This window comes from Mycobacterium asiaticum, from assembly GCF_001673365.1.
Taxonomy (GTDB): domain Bacteria; phylum Actinomycetota; class Actinomycetes; order Mycobacteriales; family Mycobacteriaceae; genus Mycobacterium; species Mycobacterium asiaticum_A.
Genome location: NZ_LZLS01000097.1, coordinates 139,265 through 161,347, shown reverse-complemented (window position 1 = coordinate 161,347; position 22,083 = coordinate 139,265). Strand labels below are relative to the sequence as shown.

Below are 22,083 nucleotides of genomic sequence, written 5' to 3'. Positions count from 1 at the left end.
GATGTTGCAGTACGCATCGGGCGGGTAGGGGAGCTGCTCTCGTCACCGTCTGGAGGTGGGTGTCTGTTTGCCCGGCTCCGAGCGACAAAAACTTTGTCGCTATTAGCCGGGCACGTGCACATATGCGTCCGGAGACCGCGCCGGGGCTGGGGACACTGCACGTTTTGCCCGGCTCCGAGCGACAGGAACTTTGTCGCTATTAGCCGGGCACGTGCACACATACCTCCGGAGGCGGTGCGTCGCGCACCCATCGCGAAATCGAAGCGTGGACGGTTGATCCGTGCCTATTCGCCGAACACCACTCCGGGGTTGAGGATGCCGGCCGGGTCGAAGCTGTGCTTGATGCGCCGCAACAGTGCCACCTTGGCCGGATCTTCCAATTTGAGGTAGTACGAAGTCTTGGCGCGGCCCAGCCCGTGCTCGCCGGATATTGCACCGCCCAATTCCATTGCGAGCGCGAAGATATCGGTCATGAGCTGCTTGCGCGCATCCGTATCCTTCAACAGGATCGCCAAGTGCACGTTGCCGTCACCGGCGTGTCCGCAACCTGCGACTGCTCCACCGGCTGCGGCCGCTAAACCCTTTGCGGTGTCGAGGAATTTCGGCATCGCTGAGCGCGGCACCACGGTGTCGATGATGTCGTCGGCTCCGATCGCTTTGGCCGTCCAGAACGCTTTCTCGCGCGCCTCGATCAGCCGGCGCGCCGAACCGCCCTCGAGTACGTACGCGTCGGCGGCACCCAGTTCGGCCAACAGCTCTCCGGTGCGCTCGACATCCTCGTCCAATCGGACCGAGGTCCGATTCTCCAGTGCCACAACGAGATACGCCGCACAGCTGTCGCGAACCTGGTCGGGAATGCCGAGTTCGAGATTCTGAGTATGCACGATGGCGGCCATGGTGACGTTGTCGATGTACTCGAGGATGTAAGGCGCCAACCCGCTAGCCAACACCGCGGGCACCGCCGTCATGACCTGATCGAGATCGGCGAAGGGAGCCAGCACGGTAGCGCTGTGGTCCAGGTGCGGGTGCAACTTGACGATCACCTCGGTGGCCAACGCCAGGGTGCCTTCGGAGCCGACGATCAATTGAGTCAGGTCGTAACCCGTTGAGACCTTGGCGATCCTGCCTCCGGTGCGGATGATCTCGCCCGTCGGTAACACCGCCTGCAAACCGAGCACGTTGTGGCGAGCGACCCCGTATTTGACCGCGCGCATCCCGCCGGCATTGGTGCCGACGTTGCCGCCGACGCTCGAGGACAGCTCGCCCGGATACACCATGTACCGTAACCCGAATTCGTCTGTGGTGGAGTCGAGTTCGGTCAGTGTCACCCCGGGCTGAACGATTGCGACCTGGTTGGTGGTGTCGACCTCGATGACCTTGTTCATCCGTTCGAACGCGATCACCAACCCGCCTTCGATCGGCCGCGCGGCCCCCGACAGACCGCACCCAGACCCGCGAGCCGTCACCGGCACGCCACTTTCGGAAGCGGCCTTCAGCAGCTCGGCCACCTCCTCGGCGGTGGCCGGCTTGGCGACATACGCCGGCGCTACCGGCGAGAGCGCCAACTCCTCGTCATGGGAGTAGTCCTCGGGGATCGCATCGCCGGTCAGCAGGTGATCGCTACCGACAACGTCGGCGAACCGCGCTGTCATATCGCTCATCGGCATCAACCTATCCTGCGTTCGACCCTGCAAGGTGAGGACTTCTGACTCTCACCCACCCACGTATTAGGGCGGATAGTAAACGGTTATGGAGCACCTGTCCGCCCTCGACGCCGCATTCCTAGAAGTCGAAGACTCTGACCCGCATGTGAGCTTGGCGATTGGCGGCGTCTCGATCCTGCAAGGGCCCGCGCCCACCCATGAGGAGTTCGTCGCTGCCTATACCGGGCGGATCCAACGCATCCCGCGCTGCACGCAGGTGCTGCGAACCCATCCGCTGGACATCGGCCCCCCGGAATGGGTGGATGACCCACACTTCGACATCGACCGGCATCTGCACCGACTCGCCCTGCCGCACCCAGGAGGCGACACCGAACTGTTCGAGATGGTTGCCGATGTGATGGAGCGTCGCCTGGACCGGGGGCGTCCGTTGTGGGACTGCTTCGTCATCGAAGGCTTGCGCGATGGCCGGTGGGCGGTGCTGACGAAGTTGCACCACTGCATGGCCGATGGCATCGCGACCACACAGATGATGGCAAAGCTCAGCGACGACGGTGGCGGTGACTCTTTTGCTACCGACATCCGCGCCACTAAGGAGGAAAACGACTCCCAGGCGGGCGGGTCCAGGCAGAGCCGCAATCCGTTGAGTTGGGTGAGTGCGCTCGCGCACAGCGCCGCGAGTGTTGTGACCGGCGTCGAACACGCCGCACTGGGTGCTGCTGGACTGACGGTGAGCCTGTTGAATTCGGCGCCGGAGACGTCATTGAGCGGTTCTGTCACCGCAAGGCGGCGCTTCAGCGTGGGTCGGGTCGGGTTGGCGGATTTGCATGAAATCGGCGAGGCGTTCGGCGTGACCCTCAACGATGTGGCGCTGGCGGCGATTACCGCCAGTTACCGACAGATCCTGCTCGACCGCGGCGAACAACCCGGGCGCGATTCGCTGCGCACATTGGTGCCGGTCTCGGTACGCGGGATGGACAAATTCAACATGACCGACAACCAGGTGTCGGCGATGCTGCCGCTGCTGCCCGTCGACGAAGCCGACCCCGTGACGCAGTTGGAGTTGGTCCACCAACGACTCCTGCGCACCAAGGGCAGTGGGCAGCGCGAAGGCGGCAATGCGATGATTGCGGCGGCCCGAAAGGCGCCATTTGCTCTCTCTGCGTGGACTATTCGGCTGCTGAGCCGGTTACCGCAGAAAGCCGTGGTCGCTTTGGCGACCAATGTGCCGGGCCCACGAGGCGAACAGAAACTGCTGGGCCGGCGCGTGTTGGAGGTGCTGCCGATTCCGCCGATCGCGCTGCACCTGCGCACCGGAATCGCGATGGTCAGCTACTTCGACCAGTTCGTCTTCGGCATCACCGGCGACTACGACGCCGCACCCGACATCGATAAGCTCGCCTCCGGAATCGAGGACGGGGTGGCGCGGCTGCTTGAGATCAGCCGCAGGCTGCGGGTCAAGCGAGGGGCAAAGTCGCCGATAGCGCTGGCCTAGTTGGCGTTTCGGGCGACATACCGCAATTGCTCAGGCGATATTCGACACCGTCTTCCTATCTTTGCCATCATTGCGTGTCAGCGCACGAGGCCCGGGAGGTTTTGATGGGTTCACAACCGGTCGTTTTCAACCATGTCGGGTTGTGCGTGCGAGACCGGGAGCGGTCGCGGCGGTTCTACGAGGGGCTGCTCGGGTTTCAGTTCTGGTGGGACCTCGATCCACCCGACAACCGGACTGCGCCTTTGTTGGGGTTGCCCGAGCCGCTTGGGGTGCACGCGACGTATCTCGTGCGCGATAGCTTCGTGCTTGAGCTGATCGACTATTCGGCACGTGAAGTCCACGCCGGCGGGCAGCGGGTGATGGATCAGGTTGGGTTGACGCATATTTCGTTCTCGGTGTCTGATGTTCCTGGTGTACTCGCGCGGGTGACGGAGTACGGGGGAGAGGTGGTCGCTGGGACGGTGACGAACGGGTCGGCCATGATTCGGGATCCGGATGGGCAGTTGCTGGAACTGCTCGCGGACGGGTGGCTGAAGGTGTTGCCGAAGAGACCGTGATCGAGGGTGCCCAACAACTCCGTCTTTGTGCTATAGCAAAGCTAGGACGCCGTGAGTCGGTAGGGAGGACAGCAGATCATGACCATTGCACGACTTATTGGTACCGCCGCCGTGTTCGTCGGGTGGGTCTTCGGGTCAACTGGCACCGCATGGGCAGAATCATCCATGAGCGGGCACTACATTTCGACGGTGACCTCGGATTCGGGAGAGGCCACTGATAGTGATTGGTACTTCACGCCATGCGGCGAGGGATGCGCTTCGGTAGCAAACACACCCGATGGTCCCGCCTTTGGTAATGCCCGAATGGTCGACGGGCAATGGACACTGCTCTGGCACTCTGACGCATTCTGTCCGGGTGGCTCACGGGTACCCGGGGTGTACGTCAGTTACGCCACGTGGGATCCGAACACTCTTGCGGGCAAAGATGATTCCGGCATCGTCACGCCGATATGCGGGTCCGGGGGTCGGCCGCCACGCGTGACCCAGCATATGCAACTCACGCCGGCCGGATAGTGCCGCAACGAGCAGTCTTCGAGTGGCGCCAGCGACGTGCGATTGCACCGCTTGAGATGCGGCAGCGCGTTTGCCACGGCAGAAGGCCGACGGCATGATGAGCCGAAGTCCGCGTTGAGGAGCCAAGAAATCATGCAGAAGGTCACCGTCAAGATCTTCGTTTTCTTGGCGCTCACCTCGCTCTCGCTCTGCGCTGCAACGCCTACCTCAATTGCCACTCATGTTCGGTCGGCAGCACCGGAGCAACTTGAGTTAGTAGACAATTGGACGTTGGCAGCGGCGGACTCGGCCTCGATGCAGGGTGAGGCATTATCTGTGCCGGGGTCGGTATCGGACCATGACAGCGCGGCGTGGTACCAAATTCGCCGAATGCCGGCCACCGTGCTGGAGGTCCTCCAAGAAAACGGGGTCTACAGGGATCTTTATGAAGGTAAGAATCTCCGCGACCAAGTGCCGCAGGATCTCTACCAGCGTGACTGGTGGTACCGCACCCAGTTCATCGCCCCGAAGGACCGAAAGACCTACCTGTTGGGATTTCCGGGCATCAACTATCGCGCTGACATCTGGTTGAACGGGCGTCTCGTTGCCGACCGCGAGCAGGTCGTCGGCATGTACGTGGATCACCAGTTCGACGTGACGCAACTGATTCGACCTGGGCAGCAAAATGTGCTGGCGGTGAAGGTAACACCGGAGCGTGCGCTTCAAGATGTGGACGGTGTCGAGCTGGCCGACAGCTGGAACGATTGGATTAACTGGGATTACCTCGGTATCCCGCCGCCGAACGGTGATTCGGACCGGCGCGGAACGTCTTTCGTTCCCGACCGCAACGCCGGCATCTTCAAGCCGGTGTACTTGAAAGCATTGGGAGTCGCGGGAATCGGCTCGGCATCGGTCAATTCGGAAGTCTCGCTACCTAGCGCAGATAGCGCGCGGTTGACGATTCGGGCCGACGTGCACAACTACTCCTCAGAACGCATCCGAGGGGTTCTGCGCGCCACAATCACACGCCCGGACAATGCCACGGTTCACGTCGAGCAAGAGGTCGCCCTCGCTCCCGGCGAGGACGGGCAGATCACCTTCGCACCAGATGAATTCTCGGAGTTGAATTTTCAACATCCGGTCTTGTGGTGGCCGTACACCATGGGGCAGCCGAAGCTGCACACCCTTCGGCTCGAACTCCGCATCAACGAGCAACTCAGCGACTCCCACGAACTGCGTTTCGGGATTCGGACCGTCACACAGCATCGTGACGAGGCGTTCTCCGGTGACGGTGGAGACTTCTATCTGGAAGTCAACGGCAAAAGGTTTCCAGTGCGCGGCGCTGCTTACACGCCCGATCTGCTCTTGACGTATCGCCCTGACCGCGAAGACGCAATCCTGCACTACGCCAAGGATTTGGGCCTCAACATGCTCCGGCTTGAAGGCAAGCTCACCAGCGAACACCTTGTCGAGAAGGCCGATGAACTCGGTATCCCGCTGATGGCCGGTTGGATGTGCTGCAACCAGTGGGAGAAGTGGGAGCAGTGGGACGCCGAAGATCACCGGGTGGCGATGGAAAGCATGCGTTCACAGATTCAGCTGCTGCGCAGCCACGCGTCGGCGTTTCTCTGGGCCAACGGTAGTGACGGGTTGCCCCCGGCGGACATCCGGAGTCGATACCGGTCCATTCTCGATGAATTGCATTGGCAGAATGCCGTTGTCGATACCGCTTCCCGTCAGACCCGCGACGGCGACGGCGTTTCGCAGTGGGACGGGATCGATATGGCCGGACCGTATACCTGGCGCCCGCCCGCCTACTGGTTCAGCCGCCGCTACGGAGCGACCTGGGGGGCATCGGCCGAACAAGGCAACAATGAACAGATTCCGCCGTTCGCGAGCCTGAAGCGGTTCATCCCGTCCGACGAGTTGTGGCCGATCAACGACACCTGGTCTTTTCACGCCGGCGCGCAGTACAAGAACGCCGGTCTGCTCAGCGCTCAGCGCTCAATTGGCATGCGCTACGGTCCGTCCGACAGTGCCGAGATTTTCGCTGCCAAAGCGCAATTGGCTCAATACGAGGCCGTCCGCGCGCAGTTCGAGGCGTTCGCCGCTATGGGATGGAACAGCCACAAGATGACGATCTATTGGATGCTGAACAGTCCCTGGCCGTCCTTCTTCGGGCAGCTCTTCGACTATTACCTGCGCCCCGGTGGCGCATATTTCGGAGCCAAGAAGGGGCTGCGGCCGCTTTCTGTCGTGTTCGACTCGTATGCCACTGGCGACTCGGGCCGCATCAGCGTCGTCAACCAATCACCTTCGGACGAAGGCGATCTCCGTGTGCGCGTCCGCGTCTACGACCTGCAGGGCAATCTGCAGGCGGACGGATCATCAGACCGCATCAACGTCGGCGCCGGTGGTGTCGCGGAGGCAATGGCGCTACCCCGCGGTGCCGCGAAGTCACCCGTCTTCTTCGTTCGCTGTCAACTGGCTCGCGCATCCGGCGAAGTGATTTCGGAAAACGTGTATTGGCAATCGCAACAACCCGATGACGTGGGGGACCCGGACAACGACCGGGCGTTTGACTCAATCCAAGCGAGCTGGGCGGACATGACCGCGTTGAACTACCTGCCGAGCGTGCCGCTGGACGTCACAGCGCATCGTCAACAGACACCGGGAACCGTAGCCATCCGGTTACACAACCCCACGCCCAATGTTGCGTTTTTCGAACGGGCCGAAATCATGTCGTCGCGCGACGGCGACGAGATCCTGCCCGCGGAGTACGACGACAACTACGTGACCGTGTTTCCGGGAGAGACCGTCGAAATCCGGGGAACCGTTTCCGGTTCGGTGGCGAACTGGGTACGGGTGAGCGGGCACAACACGTCGCCGATCACTGCGGCGGTTGAGTAGGGGCTTGGTGCGTGCCGTCGGTAGCCTGTAGTCAATGCCTATCGCCTTCGACCTACGCAGCCTGGACGTGCCGATCGCTCAGGCTGGGATGGGCACCATTGCGGGTCACGAACTCGCCGCGGCCGTGTCCGAAGCAGGTGGACTGGGAACGATCGCCGGAGCGCGTGCCCCGATCGCCGCCGAGGTGGCGGCCGCCCGCAGGCTGACTGGACGGCCGATCGCAGTGAACCTGTTGCTGCCGTTTGTGCGTCGTGGCGACGTGGAGGCGGCCGCTGCCGCCGATGTGATCGTGACGTTCTGGGCGTTCCGTGCCGGCTCGCTACGACCTTGTCGTGGAGGTTTCGTCAAACCATCACGCCTAACGACTGCTGATCCTCACATTGGAGGGTAGCGACTGGCCGGATGCGACATTGGACATCAGCGGGTGTACCACGGCAGGCTGACAGGCATCCACACACGACTTCTTAATAGTCTGGGGATATATGAGTACGCGCGTGCCCGCTTCCTGCACTCCTCCGTCGGCTTTGCGATCGCGCAACATGGCTGCGGTTAAGCGGTTGAACACCGCGCCCGAAATTGCACTTCGATCTCGGCTTCATAGGATGGGTTTCCGGTTTCGTGTTGATTGTCCGATCCGGCTCTCGGGCAAGCTCATCCGACCCGACATAGTGTTCACTCGTTGGAGGGTGGCAGTATTCGTTGATGGTTGCTTCTGGCACATGTGTCCACAGCACAGCACCATGCCAGCTACGAATACCGGCTTCTGGAAAGACAAGCTCGAAGGCAACGCGGCTCGCGACATTGAACAGAACCGCCTGCTGTCGGACGCGGCGTGGGTTGTAGTCAGGATCTGGGAGCATGAGCTCCTGGAGGTCGCCGCAGACAAGGTGCGGCGTGCCGTCGACCACCGGCGTCACTCGGGTGTTTCATAGGTTTGCGCGCGCCGAGCGGCGGCTTGTCGGTGATCCGCCGTAGGATGCGGACGTGCCCACCATGATCGATTTGTTCGCCGGCTGCGGCGGCATGACCAGCGGTTTTACTGCTAAGGGGTTCTCGCCAGTTCTGGCCGTCGAGTGGGATTTGTTCGCAGCGGCAACCTATGCGGCAAATTTTGGTGAGGACCACACACTTTGGCGGGATATCGCCAATGTGAAGTCTCTTGACATCCCGAAAGCCGACATCGTGATCGGGGGGCCGCCTTGTCAGGGGTTCTCAAATCTCGGGATGAAGGACGCGAACGATCCGCGCAATAAGCTGTGGCGGGAGTACTTGAGGATCGTGAAGACGGCCAATCCAAAAGTGTTCGTCATCGAAAACGTTGACCGCTTCATGCGTTCGCCTGAATTTGAGCTACTCCGTGCGGAAGCAGACCACGGAAGTCTCTCCCGCTACAAACTTCACTACGGGCACCTCAATGCCGCCGACTTTGGGGTGGGCCAGCGTCGAATCCGCACTATTGTGATCGGGTCGCGCGTCGGTCCTATCGAGTTGCCTAGACCAACGCACGCCCGACAGCCACAATCCGGCTTGATGAAGCGCTGGGTGACAACCAAGCAGCGCATTGGCAAGGTACCTGAGGAGCCATCTTCGAAGAATCTCCCCGATTCGGTGGTCGAGTTCTTTGGGGAGCTTGTCCCCGGCGCGTTCAAGGGCCTCGACATTCACCTCGGCCGGACGCCGACCCTCTTGTCTCAACAGCGATACGATCATGTTCCCCCAGGGGGCGGCCGATTTGACGTACCGGACCACCTACTTCCTCGGTGCTGGCGCGAAAAGCCGACCGGCACAACAGATGTGATGGGTCGAATGCGCTGGGATATGCCGTCCCACACTATCCGGACGGAGTTTTTCAAGCCTGAGAAGGGCGCTTACCTTCACCCGCAGTGGGATGAAGAAGGCAAGCACCGCGTCAATCGGCCAATTACGCACTACGAAGCGGCTTTGCTGCAAGATTTCCCAGAAAAGTTCCTCTGGTGCGGCACAAAGATTGGCATTGCCAAGCAGATCGGCAATGCGGTACCAGTCGGGTTAGCACGAGCTTTAGCCACGCACCTCAATCAGTACCTGTAGCGTTCACCAAAGAGCGAGCGTCTCGGCGAGATCGCTGTATGGCCGTACTCGCCCTTGGCTGGTTACCTCATTCCAGGCATCGACCTGTTCCACTGAAATTCGTTGTTTCATAGCCAGATTGACCACCGCATCATCCAATGCACCGAACGCTATGTGGTACACGGCGTCAACCTCGCCGGTGCCGCGGGCAATTGCAGCCAATCGACTTGGTAGCGGCTCGGCGGTGACTGTGACCAAATGCGGCAATCGCTCACGCCGGTGCCGGATCATCTGATTGTTCTCATGCCGGATGTTCTGCACGCGATCGCTGCGGATCGTCCACTTACACGAAATGGCGGCATGTAGAAACAACGGTTCGTCGGGATGGCGTGACGGCAGACCGACCACCACATCGGGCTTGATGATGTAGTCCATACCGAGCGTCGTCCGCAGCTCCGCATTTTCCTTGACCAGCTGATCTACTTTCTTGAGGTGGCCGTACTGCAGGAACTCGGTGATCGGTCGAGACGCTTCATTGACAACCCACCGCCGTGACGAGTCTAGCGCTGGCAGATCTGACTTGAGGGTGGCCGCAACCGCCAATTCGAGAGGGCGGCCGCTCTGCGGGTTTTTCACTCCAGAAGCAACTTCCCGCTTAATATTTAGCTCGTCAAGAATTGCGCTGGACAGGGCGACTGAGGCGGCATTATTGCCGTCCGCAGTATTTGGGACGAATCCAGCACTTCGCTGCTTCCTTTTCCAACCGAGTAAATCGGCCGCGAACGACGCGTTCAACGGTCTGGGGACTCTTCGATGAGGCACATACCCAAGATTAGTATTGCCGAGTGTGAGGCACGTCCCCGCGGATGAACCCAGCCAGCCAGCCAGCCGTCGACGTCGATTACCGGCGCGCCGCGTTGCTGCATGGGTGTCGCCGCCCATTCTTTCTGATGAATTCAGCGCGCCTTCTCGACGATGTCGCTGAACAATCCCGCGTCCTCCCAGCCTTCGTCGTGGGTGCCGAAAAGCAGAGCCCGGTCCAGGAAGGAGTTGTTCATTTCACACGATGTCTCCGGCGCGAGCACGCACGCGTGACATGCTGCGAGATTGAGCCCGTCGGCGCCGGCGCCCGACGACTCGATGCACACCGGGTCGGACGAGCACCACGACAGGCGTTGCAGTCCTTCTCGGAGTGCCGCCCCGAGGTGTTCTGTCTCAGCCCTGGACGCAACCCCGCCCAGACTGCCCGCCGAGTCAGAACTTGCCGTGTAGACAAGCAGCCCGGCCATCTTCTCGTCCACGAACAGTCGTTCCCGAAGCGCGGCGGCCGGGTATCCAGCGTCGAGAGACAACTGGTCAATGATGATGTGCGACAAGGTGTGGACGGCGACCTTCACGATATCCACGGGGGCGGGAGTGCGACCGTAGTCCGCCGCCGCCCGGTCGGCGGCCTTCTGAAGTGCGCGGGCCCTACCCTGCGCAAAGTCGCCCGCAGCCCACTCCGCGAGTGCGTTACGGCGGAACGCGAGGAATACACCCTCACCGATCACCTGGATCGCTGGCAGCCAGTGCAGGTGCGTTGGTGCGAGGGCACACAGTTTCTGCCCTGGGCCGGACGGATCAGGTGCCCCGTCGAGACGGGTAAAGCCCTGCAATGCGCGTACTTCTCGCAGTCTGGTGACCTTCCGCACGTCGGAGATCAGAGATTCGAAGCCGTCGGGGACCTCGCGAGTTAGGCACACGAAATCCGAATCGAGGCCTTCCTCTTCACGTCCTTCGACCAGCGCCTTGTATTCGTCGACGCGGAGTCTGGCCTCCGAGATTTCTTCGTCGTCTTCTTCTTCGCCGCGCCGCCGCCCGATCTCGCGGGTGATCTGGTCGACGCTGAAGCGTCCCTTCGACATTGCGGCCAGGCCGGCGAGGACGGGAGGGATCACGGCATCGGGGTCCTTGACCATTTCCCAGTTCTTGTCGACGAACTTCGCAAGCGCTTCTGAGTAAGGCGGTATGGAAATTGACGACCGCACGGCAGGAAACCACACGTTGGAAGCGCCGCGTTGGACCGCGCGCGGATACTGGTCGCAGTCTTCGTTCGTGTCGAGTCCGAGCCAAGGCCGCAACCCGGTGCATTTGCCGAAATCTATGAGGGATCCTGCGCCGATCGCACCGTCGAGGCTGCGGCTCTCGACACCGCACGTGCATGACAATGTCAGGTCACCTAGAGAAGACGTTCGCCCGAGCACGTTGAGTTTCATCTCGTGCTCATCGCCACGGATCCGGTCCTGCTGCCCCTTGTGCAGCCACCAGTAAACAGGAAATTCGCTGACGTGCCCGTTGCGGCATGCAGCCATCAGCCTGAACGGGCTCAGATCGACCTTATCGACCTTGCACTTGGCATCGTTGTCCTTCGACAACTTCGAGAGCGGACCAATACGTCGGCACTTGGGGCACACCTGCGTGAACGGGTAGCGGATGACGGGCACATCCCGCTTGCCTCCGGCCGGCGGCGCCTTGAGTTCAGTTACACCGAGGGCCCTGGCCAGTCGCGGCTCGGAGATGTGCTCAGCCCGATCAACGTTCCATTCGTGAAGGCCAGCGATCATGAAACTTGTTGATTCAGCTGGGAACAACCCTCCCACGCCATATGTACTCAGCAACTGGCTGCGCCGAGCTTTCGCCGCATTCATCGTGCCACCTTTCTCGCCGAGATCTGGAAAAGGGCACTCTCGGCATCGACGTCCCGCATGCTCTGCAAGGTGGGCCACGGCGCGTCTCGAGTCGAGTACTCGATGTCTTCGTCCGTCAAAGCCACGTCTGAGGGCACGAGGAGCGAATCGTCGTAGTCGCGACTATTTCTGTACTGCATGTCCGGCCGAGATTCAGCAGCCTCGGCCCACACCTCGAGGAGAGCGCCCAGTTGATTTTTTGTGTCCTCAGCTTCCTCCGGATCGGTGACAGCCTGTGCGCGCTGCTCCAAAAACTCAGCCAACTGGGTGATTTCGTCGTATCGAACAGTGGCCTTGTGGGCCGAGCCGTTGGATGCAAGGTCATTCACCAAGAGGCGGGCGAGGGAAACAAGCACTCCGTGCAGGGCCCGATCGCGGGCGCGAGCGGCGAACGGTGTCGCGCTAGTGGCCTCAACGGCGCGGTACAACGCTTGGTGATACGGGACGAAGTTCTCATAGTGCGACCTGTCGCGCGAACGCGCTGAGTTGAAAATGGTGACAACCAGACCAGGATGCTGGCGTCCGACGCGACTGGTCGCCTGGATGTACTCGGCGCTCGATTGAGGTTGACCCATCACGGCCATCAACCCGAGCCTGTCGATATCGACCCCGACGGAGATCATGTTGGTCGCCAGGACTACGTCATTCGCTGAGCCCGAGGCGAAAGCCTTCTCGAGGCTCTTGAGCGTGCGGGGGATGTCCGCCGAAGGTACGCGACTCGTCAATTCGACCGGTGGCCGCAGGTCACGCGGCGACGCCTGCTTGCGACGGGCGACCAATTGCAGCCTGTCCCGGACGTCGCCCTCCACTTGGAGATTCGCGCTCCCTAGTACTCGAAGGCTGTTGAAATATCCGAGGAGCGTCCAATATGGATCCCTGGTCTCGGGACTCGCCGCCAAATCGTGGGCGGCCTGCAATATGGCGGCGTAGACCCTGACCATCAGCGTGGCGTGACTGGTTCCTGGCGCCATCACCCCGACGTACTCGCGAGTCCCGAATTGTTCGCGAGGGGCGGGTTCGGCGAAGAACGATTGATCGGGATCTATGCCCGGAGGTGGGAACTGCTGTGCACGACGGTCGAAGACTGCACGAATCTGACGGTCGGCACGGCGGATGGTCGCCGTGGAGGCTATCACCTTCGGCCGGCCACGAACACCTTCGGAGGTCAATTGGCCGCAGGCAGCATCGATTGCGGCTTCGTAGAGCCCGACGATTGAACCGAGCGGCCCCGAGATCAGGTGCAGCTCGTCCTGAATAATCAGAGAGGGTGGCGTACCAATTCCGTCGCGCGCGAACAAGTTCCGCACTTCTTCGCGCCACGTCATTTGTGCAAACTTATCTACGGTACCAAGCACCAATTCGGGACGAACACGATAAATATCTTGATCGACAAGATAGGCAGGCAGGCCGTCTCTGAAGTCACAGGAACCATTCCCGCATGCGATTCTGAGTCGCTCGTCGGGCGACTTGACTACTGAATAATGACTTTCGTTCAAGTCCTGACCACACCAAGGGCACTGCGTCAACTGGACGGGGTTCTTCTCGTTGAGCTCCCTGCCGTCGGCGATGTCTCGGAGAGATTTGCGTGCTTCCAATAGAGTGTTCGGGGTTGCTCCTTGGCCGACCCAGAGACCGATTGAGAACGGTCGGTGCCCTAGGTCGTTCTCACGCTGCCGCAACCGCTCGAGCGAACAGAGCAGCATAGTCGCGCGCTCGAACTGTTGAATTGTCAACAGCCGCAAGGTGTACCGCATAATGACCGCGACACCGAGTGTTTCGGGATCCTTCAGCCTGCGATGGAAGATCGTGAACGCAACCAATCCGAGGTAGGCCTCGGTCTTACCACCCCCTGTCGGAAACCAAAGCAGATCTGCGATGTCGCGGTCTTCGTGGTTAGGGTCTGCGAGACCCGGCAGGTTCAACAGAATGTAAGCAATCTGGAACGGCCTCCAGCTTTGTTGAACGCCATCGCCGACCACACCAACTGCACCGCTCCGCACCCAGTCTTGGCGTGCTCGCTGCAGCTGCATGGCGGCATTAGCGAGGCGGAAGGCACGGCCGGCATCTCGATCGGTTACGATCAGATTGATGCCGTTCTGTATACGTTCGGCGGCACCTCGGGCACGTGAGACATGTTCGTCGGCAACGGCCTTCAGCCCGTCCTCGACGTGCGCCTCGCCATTCTGAACGTTCGTAGTCAACCGGTCGATCCATTCGCGGTATTCGGTGACCAATCGACCGAGATTCGTTGCCAGTTCCTCGTCGGTTGCGTTGCTCAGAAACGACATTCGAAGGTCGATATCCTCGCTTACGCCACCGGGTTTCGCCCTAAATATTTCCTGCCGGGGGATGAAGGTCGATGCCACTCGTTCGACGTGAGAGGAAGTCCCGTCGCGATCCCAGATGGCGGCGCAGCCGTGTCCGATCGCGAAGACCCGCGCATTGCGGTACAGCAGTGCAGCCGAGCGCAAGTCGGCATCATCACTTAGCACACCGTAGGAAGATCGGTCCACGATGGATTGGGCAGATGACTGCACCTCGACACCCACCTGGAACCAGGCATATGCATCGCGCAGTTCACCTCTAGGTGGTACCTGCGTATTGCGCAGTGCAACCGACACTGCCACACGCCCGTTCTTCGGCAGTCGGGCGTACACGTACAGCTGAAGGCCGGATACAACGTCAATCTTCTTCGCCCCTGGCGTGCTGACATCCCATTCGATGGGGTCTACGACTTGCGGGTGACGAATCCATGAGTCCGGTTTCGCCCTTTGCTTGCGCCGGGCTGGTCGCTCAGAACCGGACGTCTCGCCACTGTCCATTTTTCCGGAGGGAACGTATTTGGCTGCATCGACTGCGATCTGCACGGACGAAGCCTTCGCGAGGTCAACGGAAAAGGTGATACCCATTGACGTCGGGTAGCGCATCAGGGCCTGGGATATCGGGCTGTCGCCGGAATCGTACTCCTCTGCTTCACCGCTATCAGGCTCCGGCGCCTCCTGCAGCAGATCGTCTGCCGGCCAGAGCACACCCGCGATGTACCGGTCCAGCGGAAGATCGGTGATGATCTCGTCCGCGCCCTCTGCCGGTCCGACGAGGTCCTTGACCAATTCCTCGACAACGTCGTCGCGAAAACCGTACTGCTCAACAAGATTCGCCATCGCGGTGCTGCAACTCCTAAGTTGTGTTCAAGTCGGGGCGCGCCAGGCCTGTTATCCGCGGTACCAGCCAGAAACCGGAGCTTCCGACGCCGGCCCTCTCGGATTCCCGGTAGTCGCCTGCAACGGTCTCCACTGACACCAGAGACAGACCGTCAATGACTGTCGGACGGCTCTTCAACCAACCGAAGGTCTTCTGAAAGGCAAGGTTAAAGGCGGGGCTGGTACGCCCCAGGGGCTGCTGATCTTGCGTCATAAGAAGATACGACGGGGATTCGGGCGTGGACTCGGATTCGTCGAGTTCTGCATAGACCCTCATACCAAGTTGGTCCAGCGACTGCAGCGTCTGCTGTATGTGCAGGGCGTCAACGGCGTATGACGAGGCAGGATAGGCGGTTTCCACATCGCCATAGAGGAACTCGAACGACTTCGTCCACGAGCCACGCCTTTTCCTCCTCCAGGCCTCTTCCTTGAAGCGTCCCAGCCGATCATCGGCCGTAATCATCGTTTTGGATTGGGGCAGCCTGCAGCTGTAGATCTGATCGCGCGCGCGACTCAATGCCACGTACTCCCGACGCACCCTGGTCCAGCTGGCTTCGCCCTCAGGCAACCAGGTGGGCTCGACGATGAAGACACAATCGAACTCCAGACCCTTGGCCCGATGGATTGTCGACACGATCACTGAACTGTGATCGGGCTCGGTGAGCGGAAGGGGCAGCGCCCGCGCCTTTACGAGGCTGCCCATTCGAAGCAGGTCCAACGAGTCATGATTCCTTGTGCGCCCCTCCGCAGACTTCAGCTCCTTCCACTTCTGTTCCACTTCAGCTTCGGCAAGCATCCGTTGGAGGGCCGCTTCGACCTCCGACCGTCGTTCCCGTGGACCGGGTAAAGGACCCAGCGCTCCGGCTATCCAACGCGCCGCACCGAAATCTTGCGCCTGCCGGCGGACGGCATGCGCGACCGACTTCTCGTTCAGGTAGCGCGATACTCGAAGCACATCCGCGTTGGTCGTGCAAAGCACAGCTGTTCGCTTGCCGTCCGCCGGTGTGACGAGGTCGTACCATTCTGCGATCTCACCCCGATCCGGGATATCCAGAATCAGGTCCTCGAGCAGCCGCTGCGCTTCACCGCCATTGTGAGTCGACCGGAGCTGATCACCCAGCGAGACAACCTGCTTCGGGAATTTTCCTCTGGCCCGGTAGTTTTGGCCTAATCCAACTGTCTCGCATCCGAAGGAACCGGTCAGCTCGGTGAAGACATCGTTGGCGGAGGTCTTGCTGCGTGAATCGTCGAGTTGGAAGTCGTACACGCCTTGCAAGGGGTCGCCCAGGGCGGTGATGCCCGCTTCCTCATCGAGACATCTCAGAATCGCGATGACGAAATCCGCTCGGTCTCCGACCAGATCCTGTACCTCATCCAGCACGACATGAAGTAGAGGCTTGAGCTCGTCAGGCGCTTCGTCCGCCTCCTTCAGAAGCCGCGTCGCGCGTCGAATACGGGCATCGAAACTGCCCTCGGGTTGTACATCCGCTCCGAGCAGCAAGATACTAGCGAACGAGTCGAATGTTCGGACATTGGCCAGGGCAACGTCTCTCGCGTCGAGCCGGCTCCGAACTGCCGATACCGCCGCTCGAGAAAAGCTCAGGACCAGGATTTCTTCGGAGGCAGTCAATCCCTCGTTCTGGACCAGACTGTCTATTCGGCTGACCACCACCTCGGTCTTACCTTGGCCTGCTCCTGCTATCACCAGCACGCGTGCGTCGCACGGCGCCTCGACGACCTCGAGTTGGTGTTCGTTGAGCTCGATCCCTTGCCGGCTGTTACCCGACATGAGCCGACTCCATATCGCGTTCTGCCTCGAAGATATCTTTCACTGTTTGAAACTGGATGCTGTCACCGAACTCGACAATGTTGTCGAGCATGTTGACGATCAGAACCTCCTCGGTACCACCGTTCTTCGGTCCGCGAAGACCGCGACCAACCATTTGTAGGTACCGCACCTCGCTGCTTGTCGGACGGGTGATGTAGACAGCATCCGTCTTCGGAGCGTCGAAGCCCTGCGACAAGACCGCATAGTTCGTCAAGACTTTCAAATCACCCGACTTGAATCTCTCGATCGCGACGCGGCGGTCCTCCGGACTGGTGTCCTGGTCGATCGAGGCTGCCGGACGCCCGTGCAGGGTGAGCAGAGTGGCCAGCGTCTGGGCATTTTCAACCGAGGCAGCGAAGACCACAATCTGCCAGTGTTCCGGCTTGCTCAGGACCGAATCAACGATCGTACGGGTGCGGTCTTCATCCCGACCGATTCTGATTTCGGCACTTTTGGAAAGCCAGCCCATTGACTTGAACTCTTGGAGTTCGTGATCTGACAGCTTTATGGACACACCACCAAGAATCTCGAGGCTGGCCCGCGCAAGGACGCGGTCGCGCTGCAGCCTGACTTGCGGCAATTCGTTGCCGAATACCCCTTCGTCCAGACGGTTGTCGCCGAACCGAGTCAGGAGGCGCTCGGTTTCCGCACTGTCGCGGCGTCCCCGGAAGGGCGTTGCCGTCAGCCCGATCAATGGCTTTTCTCGCTGCCGGGTACCGCGCCCGAGCCACTCGAGGATCGTTGTGTACGAGGGAGTGTAGGCGCCGTGCGCCTCGTCGATGATCACGATAGGAGCCTCGGCCAACCAGGCAAACGCCTTCTTGCCCACGGCGCGGGCCTTGATTTTGTGCCACGTCGCCACTACGACCTGGACGCCTGCGGATTCCTCCTCCATTTCGTAGTTCGACCAGAATCGGCTGAGGATCAACTGTGTGTCCTGGCGGCCCAGCGCCCGCCAGAGATATGACCATGCATCGATCGCCTGTTCGCACAATTCTTCTCCGTCGGCCAGCCACAGGATCGGGCCGAAGAAAGATGATCCATGGGCAAATTCGTCGAGGCTGCCGTCACGAATTGACTGGATGACGGTCTGTACTGCCACCCTCGTCTTTCCGGCTCCCGTCGGAAGCGAAATAATCCCTCGCGTGGGCCCTATGCCGCGCAGTAGGTTGCTGAGGCGCTGTGATACGACCCGTTGATAGTCGTGCAGGGCATCGAGCTGCGTGGGACCGTCGATATATTCCGTCGGCTTGTTCCGTCGCTTGGCCTTCTGGCCCGCCCATTCATCACCAAAACCGAGCCGCTTCACCCACTCTCGAGTGTTGTAGGAACCCACCCACGTCGACGGAGCGGGAACCGGCAGTCCGCGCGGGTCGACCTTGCATACGCGTTCCAGTGCGCGAACACCCAACATCGTCACGCAGAGTTTGGCGAGGTCGAGACCGTGCGGCTCGACCATTCCGTCGTTGACTAGATAGGTGAGCGCGTCTTTAGGGACCAGCGTCCTCAGGCGCTTCTCACCCGCAAACATGAGTAGGCGTTCGGCATCTGAGGATGCGTTCCTGATGGCTCTGATACGTGCCGAGTTACGACGCTGCTCCATATCCTTGAGCAGGAGGTCGACGTGGCGGTCGGAGCTGTCGTAGAGCAAACATTGGAGCGTTTGCCTCAAGACTTCGCGGTCTGTGTTGCCCGTCACTAAGACTGTGTTCGCCTCACGGCCGCTTTGGCAAACCACCTGTGCCGCAGGCTGGCCCGGCACGGCGGCGACCTTACTGATAGACAGGCACTTCTGCAGGGTGAGGTTATCGAGCTCGTGAGCGTCGGGAAGCACGTCCAGCATCGGGAACACATCGGTAAGCAGCTCCGGTTCCGCACTTGTTTCATAGGAGTAAGTGACGGGAAGTCCACGGCCCTCAAGACAACTCCACAACGTGCTGAGCACGTGAACGTACTCAATGGTGTCGACGAGTAAACAAGGTATTCCGAACTCATCGAGTTCTTCATAAGCATCCTTGCTGTGGACAACAGCGACTCCCGTCCGATCCGCCGCGATCCAGTCAGTGTCGCGGCGCACCCACACTTGCTCCGGAGGATCGACTTCTTGATGCGTCCAACACCAACGCGCGTAAGCCTGACCCACGCGTGCAATGTCGTTGCGACTGATATGAATCTGTACAAGCGAATCGAACCCAGAAGGATCAAGCTCTCCGATCTCCCGCCGGAGACCTAACACCCGTTCCGCATCGGAACTTAGCACTACTTGACTCACGCACGGCAGAAGGCCCTCGGGCACATCTGGTACCTCCGCGACGAAAGCAGCGGCCACCGGCACAACACCCAGTGTGGTGGGCAACAGCCCATGCTGTCGCACCCACCAGAGCTCTGGCGCAACATATTTGGCTTTCTTCAGAACACTGGGATGGCTCACCCGCACCAGCGCAACGTCGACGGCATTTATAACAGCGACGGTCAGGGCCGCCCTGTTCATGACGCTGAGGTCTGGCAAACATGCCAGGGGCCCGAGAACCGAATCGATACCCGCTACCTCGATATTCTGGCGGGCTTGGATGCCGAGTTTTAATTCCTCGCCGACGAGCTCGCGGACTGTCCTTTGATACCGCGCCACCCACTTCTCCCTTGCGCCTGCAGGCGAGCGTGCTGGTCGCGACCGTACACCCAGGAGATACAGGATCTCGTGGTCGCCAGCGTGATAGTCAACGTCGACGAGGTGAGTCCCGTCCTCTTTCAAGGGTTTCAGACATTCACCAGCGAAGTACAAGCCCTCAGGCAACACCCAGCGTCCGTGGCCATTTCGCACCTGGACCACTTGCGCCGCGTGCCCGTCGAGCACACCCTCAAACGCCTCGTGCACAAGCTGAGCGCCGGAGCCGCGCATCGCGATCCATAATTCTTCCCAATCGGCCTTTCCGGTGCGCCTTAGTTCCGTGAGTAGCTGCAGCATCTCGCCACCGTCTTCGAAGGCGGTAATGCCTAGGAACTTCATTGCATCAACGGTTGCAGGACGTGCCGAGACAGTCTCGGCGACAAAAGAGGTGCCGTTCTGAAGCGCGCTCGTTCGCAAGAAGCATCGACCACGAACGGGTTGCGCAAGCGATCCGTTCTCCAACAAAATGATCCGGGCGTCTCGCACGTCCATTTCTGTGTTGCCGCCTTTGCGCGCCAGCATTGCAGCGAGTTCGATCGCCGCCGCGGACTGGGCAGGGCGCGGATCAACTACGACAGATTGGAGCCAATGAAGGACACGTCCTGCCGGCTTGATGCGATCATCTTCCTGCAACAGACGGTCAACCTTGGACCGGCGCTCCGTGCTTGTGGTGCAGTCCGGGTGTACCCACGCTCCACGACTTCCCGTGACCGCCAACCACCTATCCGCAAGTTCGGCGACATCGTCTGGAATGCGTTGTAGCGAACTGGGCGCCCGGAGGTCACCATCCAGGTCCGGCAAGCATCGAGAGGCTCGCAACGCTTGAAACACGGGCTCGTTCAAAACTTTATCGGCCCAACTGCGGGACTCCTTTCCTCGGGCGGGCAGAACATCGATGTACCTGCCAAACGCTCCGCCCGCAATCAGATCCCGTCGAGCAGCAACCACCAGCTGCGGGACTACCTCAGTAAGGATCTCGTAGTTGAAATGACATTCGATGATGTTGATGCGGTCGTCTGACAATTTCCACGGCGCATTGACACGACCGCTCAGTGTCAGACCCGACTTCACCGGGAAAAATGCAGAAAGCTGGCCCAGACCCACTCCGCCTGTCAGTGGCAATGCCCAGCTCACCGCTACTGATTCGCGCCGAGCTGCATGCCCGGCCGATTCCAATGCCGTCGGGGAGGGATCGTGCGTGGTTGACACCACTAACCACTCGCGGTCACCGTCCTCGGTGGTTAGCATGACGCGATTTCCCTTTTTGGCGGCCTTGAAATGACGTTCTCGGCTGGCGACAGCGTCGACGAGGTCAAGGATCCGCACGTGAGGGGCAAACAGATTGAAGGACTCATCAAACTCATCGATCTCGGCCGACAGCTGCTCTGCCGTACCCACTTTCAGCGGCACCTTTACAACCGTCGTGGCCCAGGCGGCCAGATCTGCGAGGACAGCATCGCCCCGCAGCTCGAGGGCGGCGTTTAGCGTCCAGGCGAGCCGCAAGGCAGGGACTTCGTCCGGCTGATAGTGGCGTTCGAGTTCAACGGACAACCGTTCCGCCGATTGCGTGCGACTGAATTCGAATGCGACCGAACGGCTGAAGATCTGTGGACAGTCGGAGATACCGCTGATCGATTTGAAACCCAGCCCGAATCGGCCGATTTCGTTGCCCGTTTTATTAGACAAGTGCGTATACAGCAGGGCTCGAACACCTGTGTCCTGAAAAGGGTTGCCTTCGTTCGCCACATACAGCGCGTGATCAGTCAGGTTGACCTGGATTCTGCCCGGTGCGCCTTGGAGCGCATCGGCAGCATTTTGAACGAGCTCCTGGATTTGTTTCCGTCCGTAACCGCCCTCAGCGATCCCGCGCTCTTTGCCCGCATCTTCCTCGACCCGATTGGGATCTTCCTTATAGACCCGAATGCATTTGTCGCGGAATTCGTTAACGAGTCCTTCCAGCGCACGGTCTGGGTCCGTCCACCCCTCGGCCACTACGATGCCTCCCTCCATTTGTGACGTCGTGACTCATTGTTACCGAGCTCACATCAACTGCACCGAGTTTCTACCACTCACCTCTGTCAAAAATCCTGGGGCTGCGTTGCGGCGGTTGCATCCGCGAGCCGCCACGGCGCGGTAACCGCTATGCCAGGCGCAAAGCGCCACATCGACGCGCAGCGCGCCTAACTCAAAACCCTCAACTACAGCTTTACCCTTCTACACGTGACAACCGGGGAGTGCTTGCTGTTACCAGAGCTCGACATCCTGTCGACGCTGGATTTCGACACCGATATTCCGTGCATCTGCCGGAAGTTCTGCGACGAGGCAGACCATTCGGCGGACTGGTGGGTCACGCTGTCCTGCGGTTGCTCGTATCCGTTCTGCAACAAGGCATTACGGATGTCGAAGATGCGGCTCAGAATCCGGCCGTTGACGTGTCGGCTGTGCTCGACGCCCGACATCACGATCAGCCGCGTCAAACGGACATAGCCGACGCGGT

Annotated in this window: 13 protein-coding genes; 7 read left to right on the top strand and 6 right to left on the bottom strand. The window is 60.5% G+C overall.

The annotated features are described in order from the left end of the window. Positions 1 to 284 precede the first annotated feature (284 nt). The gene (locus A5634_RS11175) at positions 285 to 1,661 is read right to left on the bottom strand and encodes an FAD-binding oxidoreductase (RefSeq protein WP_065144092.1); all 1,377 of its coding nucleotides are present in this window, start codon (positions 1,659 to 1,661) and stop codon (positions 285 to 287) included. Between the two features lie 88 nt (positions 1,662 to 1,749). On the opposite strand from A5634_RS11175, the gene A5634_RS11170 reads away from it, so the two are divergent. From A5634_RS11170 to A5634_RS11145, 6 genes are all read left to right on the top strand, one after another. Further along, on the top strand, positions 1,750 to 3,156 hold the full coding sequence (locus tag A5634_RS11170; RefSeq protein WP_065144091.1) for a WS/DGAT/MGAT family O-acyltransferase: 1,407 nt from the start codon (positions 1,750 to 1,752) through the stop codon (positions 3,154 to 3,156). A 104-nt stretch (positions 3,157 to 3,260) separates the two neighbouring features. Then, positions 3,261 to 3,713 carry a VOC family protein gene (locus tag A5634_RS11165; protein WP_065144117.1) on the top strand — a complete coding sequence of 151 codons (453 nt, stop codon included), beginning with the start codon at positions 3,261 to 3,263 and terminating at the stop codon, positions 3,711 to 3,713. A 783-nt stretch (positions 3,714 to 4,496) separates the two neighbouring features. Next, positions 4,497 to 7,115, top strand: coding sequence for a glycoside hydrolase family 2 protein (locus tag A5634_RS11160; protein WP_253861550.1), 2,619 nt, complete (start codon positions 4,497 to 4,499; stop codon positions 7,113 to 7,115). A 34-nt stretch (positions 7,116 to 7,149) separates the two neighbouring features. Next, positions 7,150 to 7,506, top strand: coding sequence for a nitronate monooxygenase (locus tag A5634_RS11155; RefSeq protein WP_065144090.1), 357 nt, complete (start codon positions 7,150 to 7,152; stop codon positions 7,504 to 7,506). Positions 7,507 to 7,597: 91 nt separating this feature from the next. After that, on the top strand, positions 7,598 to 8,047 hold the full coding sequence (locus A5634_RS11150) for a very short patch repair endonuclease (RefSeq protein WP_065144089.1): 450 nt from the start codon (positions 7,598 to 7,600) through the stop codon (positions 8,045 to 8,047). Positions 8,048 to 8,108: 61 nt separating this feature from the next. After that, positions 8,109 to 9,185, top strand: a complete 1,077-nt coding sequence (locus A5634_RS11145) for a DNA cytosine methyltransferase (RefSeq protein ID WP_065144088.1) — start codon at positions 8,109 to 8,111, stop codon at positions 9,183 to 9,185. A gap of 3 nt (positions 9,186 to 9,188) precedes the next feature. Here the strand turns inward: A5634_RS11145 and A5634_RS11140 are convergent, their stop codons facing one another. The 5 genes from A5634_RS11140 to A5634_RS11120 form a co-directional block, all read right to left on the bottom strand. Then, on the bottom strand, positions 9,189 to 9,959 hold the full coding sequence (locus A5634_RS11140) for an NgoMIV family type II restriction endonuclease (protein ID WP_065144087.1): 771 nt from the start codon (positions 9,957 to 9,959) through the stop codon (positions 9,189 to 9,191). A gap of 161 nt (positions 9,960 to 10,120) precedes the next feature. Next, a complete protein-coding gene (gene drmB, locus A5634_RS11135; RefSeq protein ID WP_065144086.1) occupies positions 10,121 to 11,851 on the bottom strand; it encodes a DUF1998 domain-containing protein in 1,731 nt (576 codons plus the stop codon). After that, complete coding sequence (locus tag A5634_RS11130; RefSeq protein ID WP_065144085.1) at positions 11,848 to 15,051, bottom strand: helicase-related protein; 3,204 nt, start codon at positions 15,049 to 15,051, stop codon at positions 11,848 to 11,850. Before A5634_RS11130 ends, drmB begins: the two co-directional genes overlap by 4 nt. A gap of 16 nt (positions 15,052 to 15,067) precedes the next feature. Then, complete coding sequence (locus tag A5634_RS11125; RefSeq protein WP_065144084.1) at positions 15,068 to 16,879, bottom strand: UvrD-helicase domain-containing protein; 1,812 nt, start codon at positions 16,877 to 16,879, stop codon at positions 15,068 to 15,070. Continuing rightward, on the bottom strand, positions 16,869 to 21,578 hold the full coding sequence (locus A5634_RS11120) for a DEAD/DEAH box helicase (protein ID WP_253861549.1): 4,710 nt from the start codon (positions 21,576 to 21,578) through the stop codon (positions 16,869 to 16,871). Before A5634_RS11120 ends, A5634_RS11125 begins: the two co-directional genes overlap by 11 nt. 228 nt (positions 21,579 to 21,806) lie before the next feature. Between A5634_RS11120 and A5634_RS27285 the strand changes: the two genes are divergently transcribed. Continuing rightward, positions 21,807 to 22,073: a hypothetical protein gene (locus tag A5634_RS27285; protein ID WP_081290354.1), complete on the top strand. Its 267-nt coding sequence runs from the start codon at positions 21,807 to 21,809 to the stop codon at positions 22,071 to 22,073. Positions 22,074 to 22,083 lie beyond the last annotated feature (10 nt).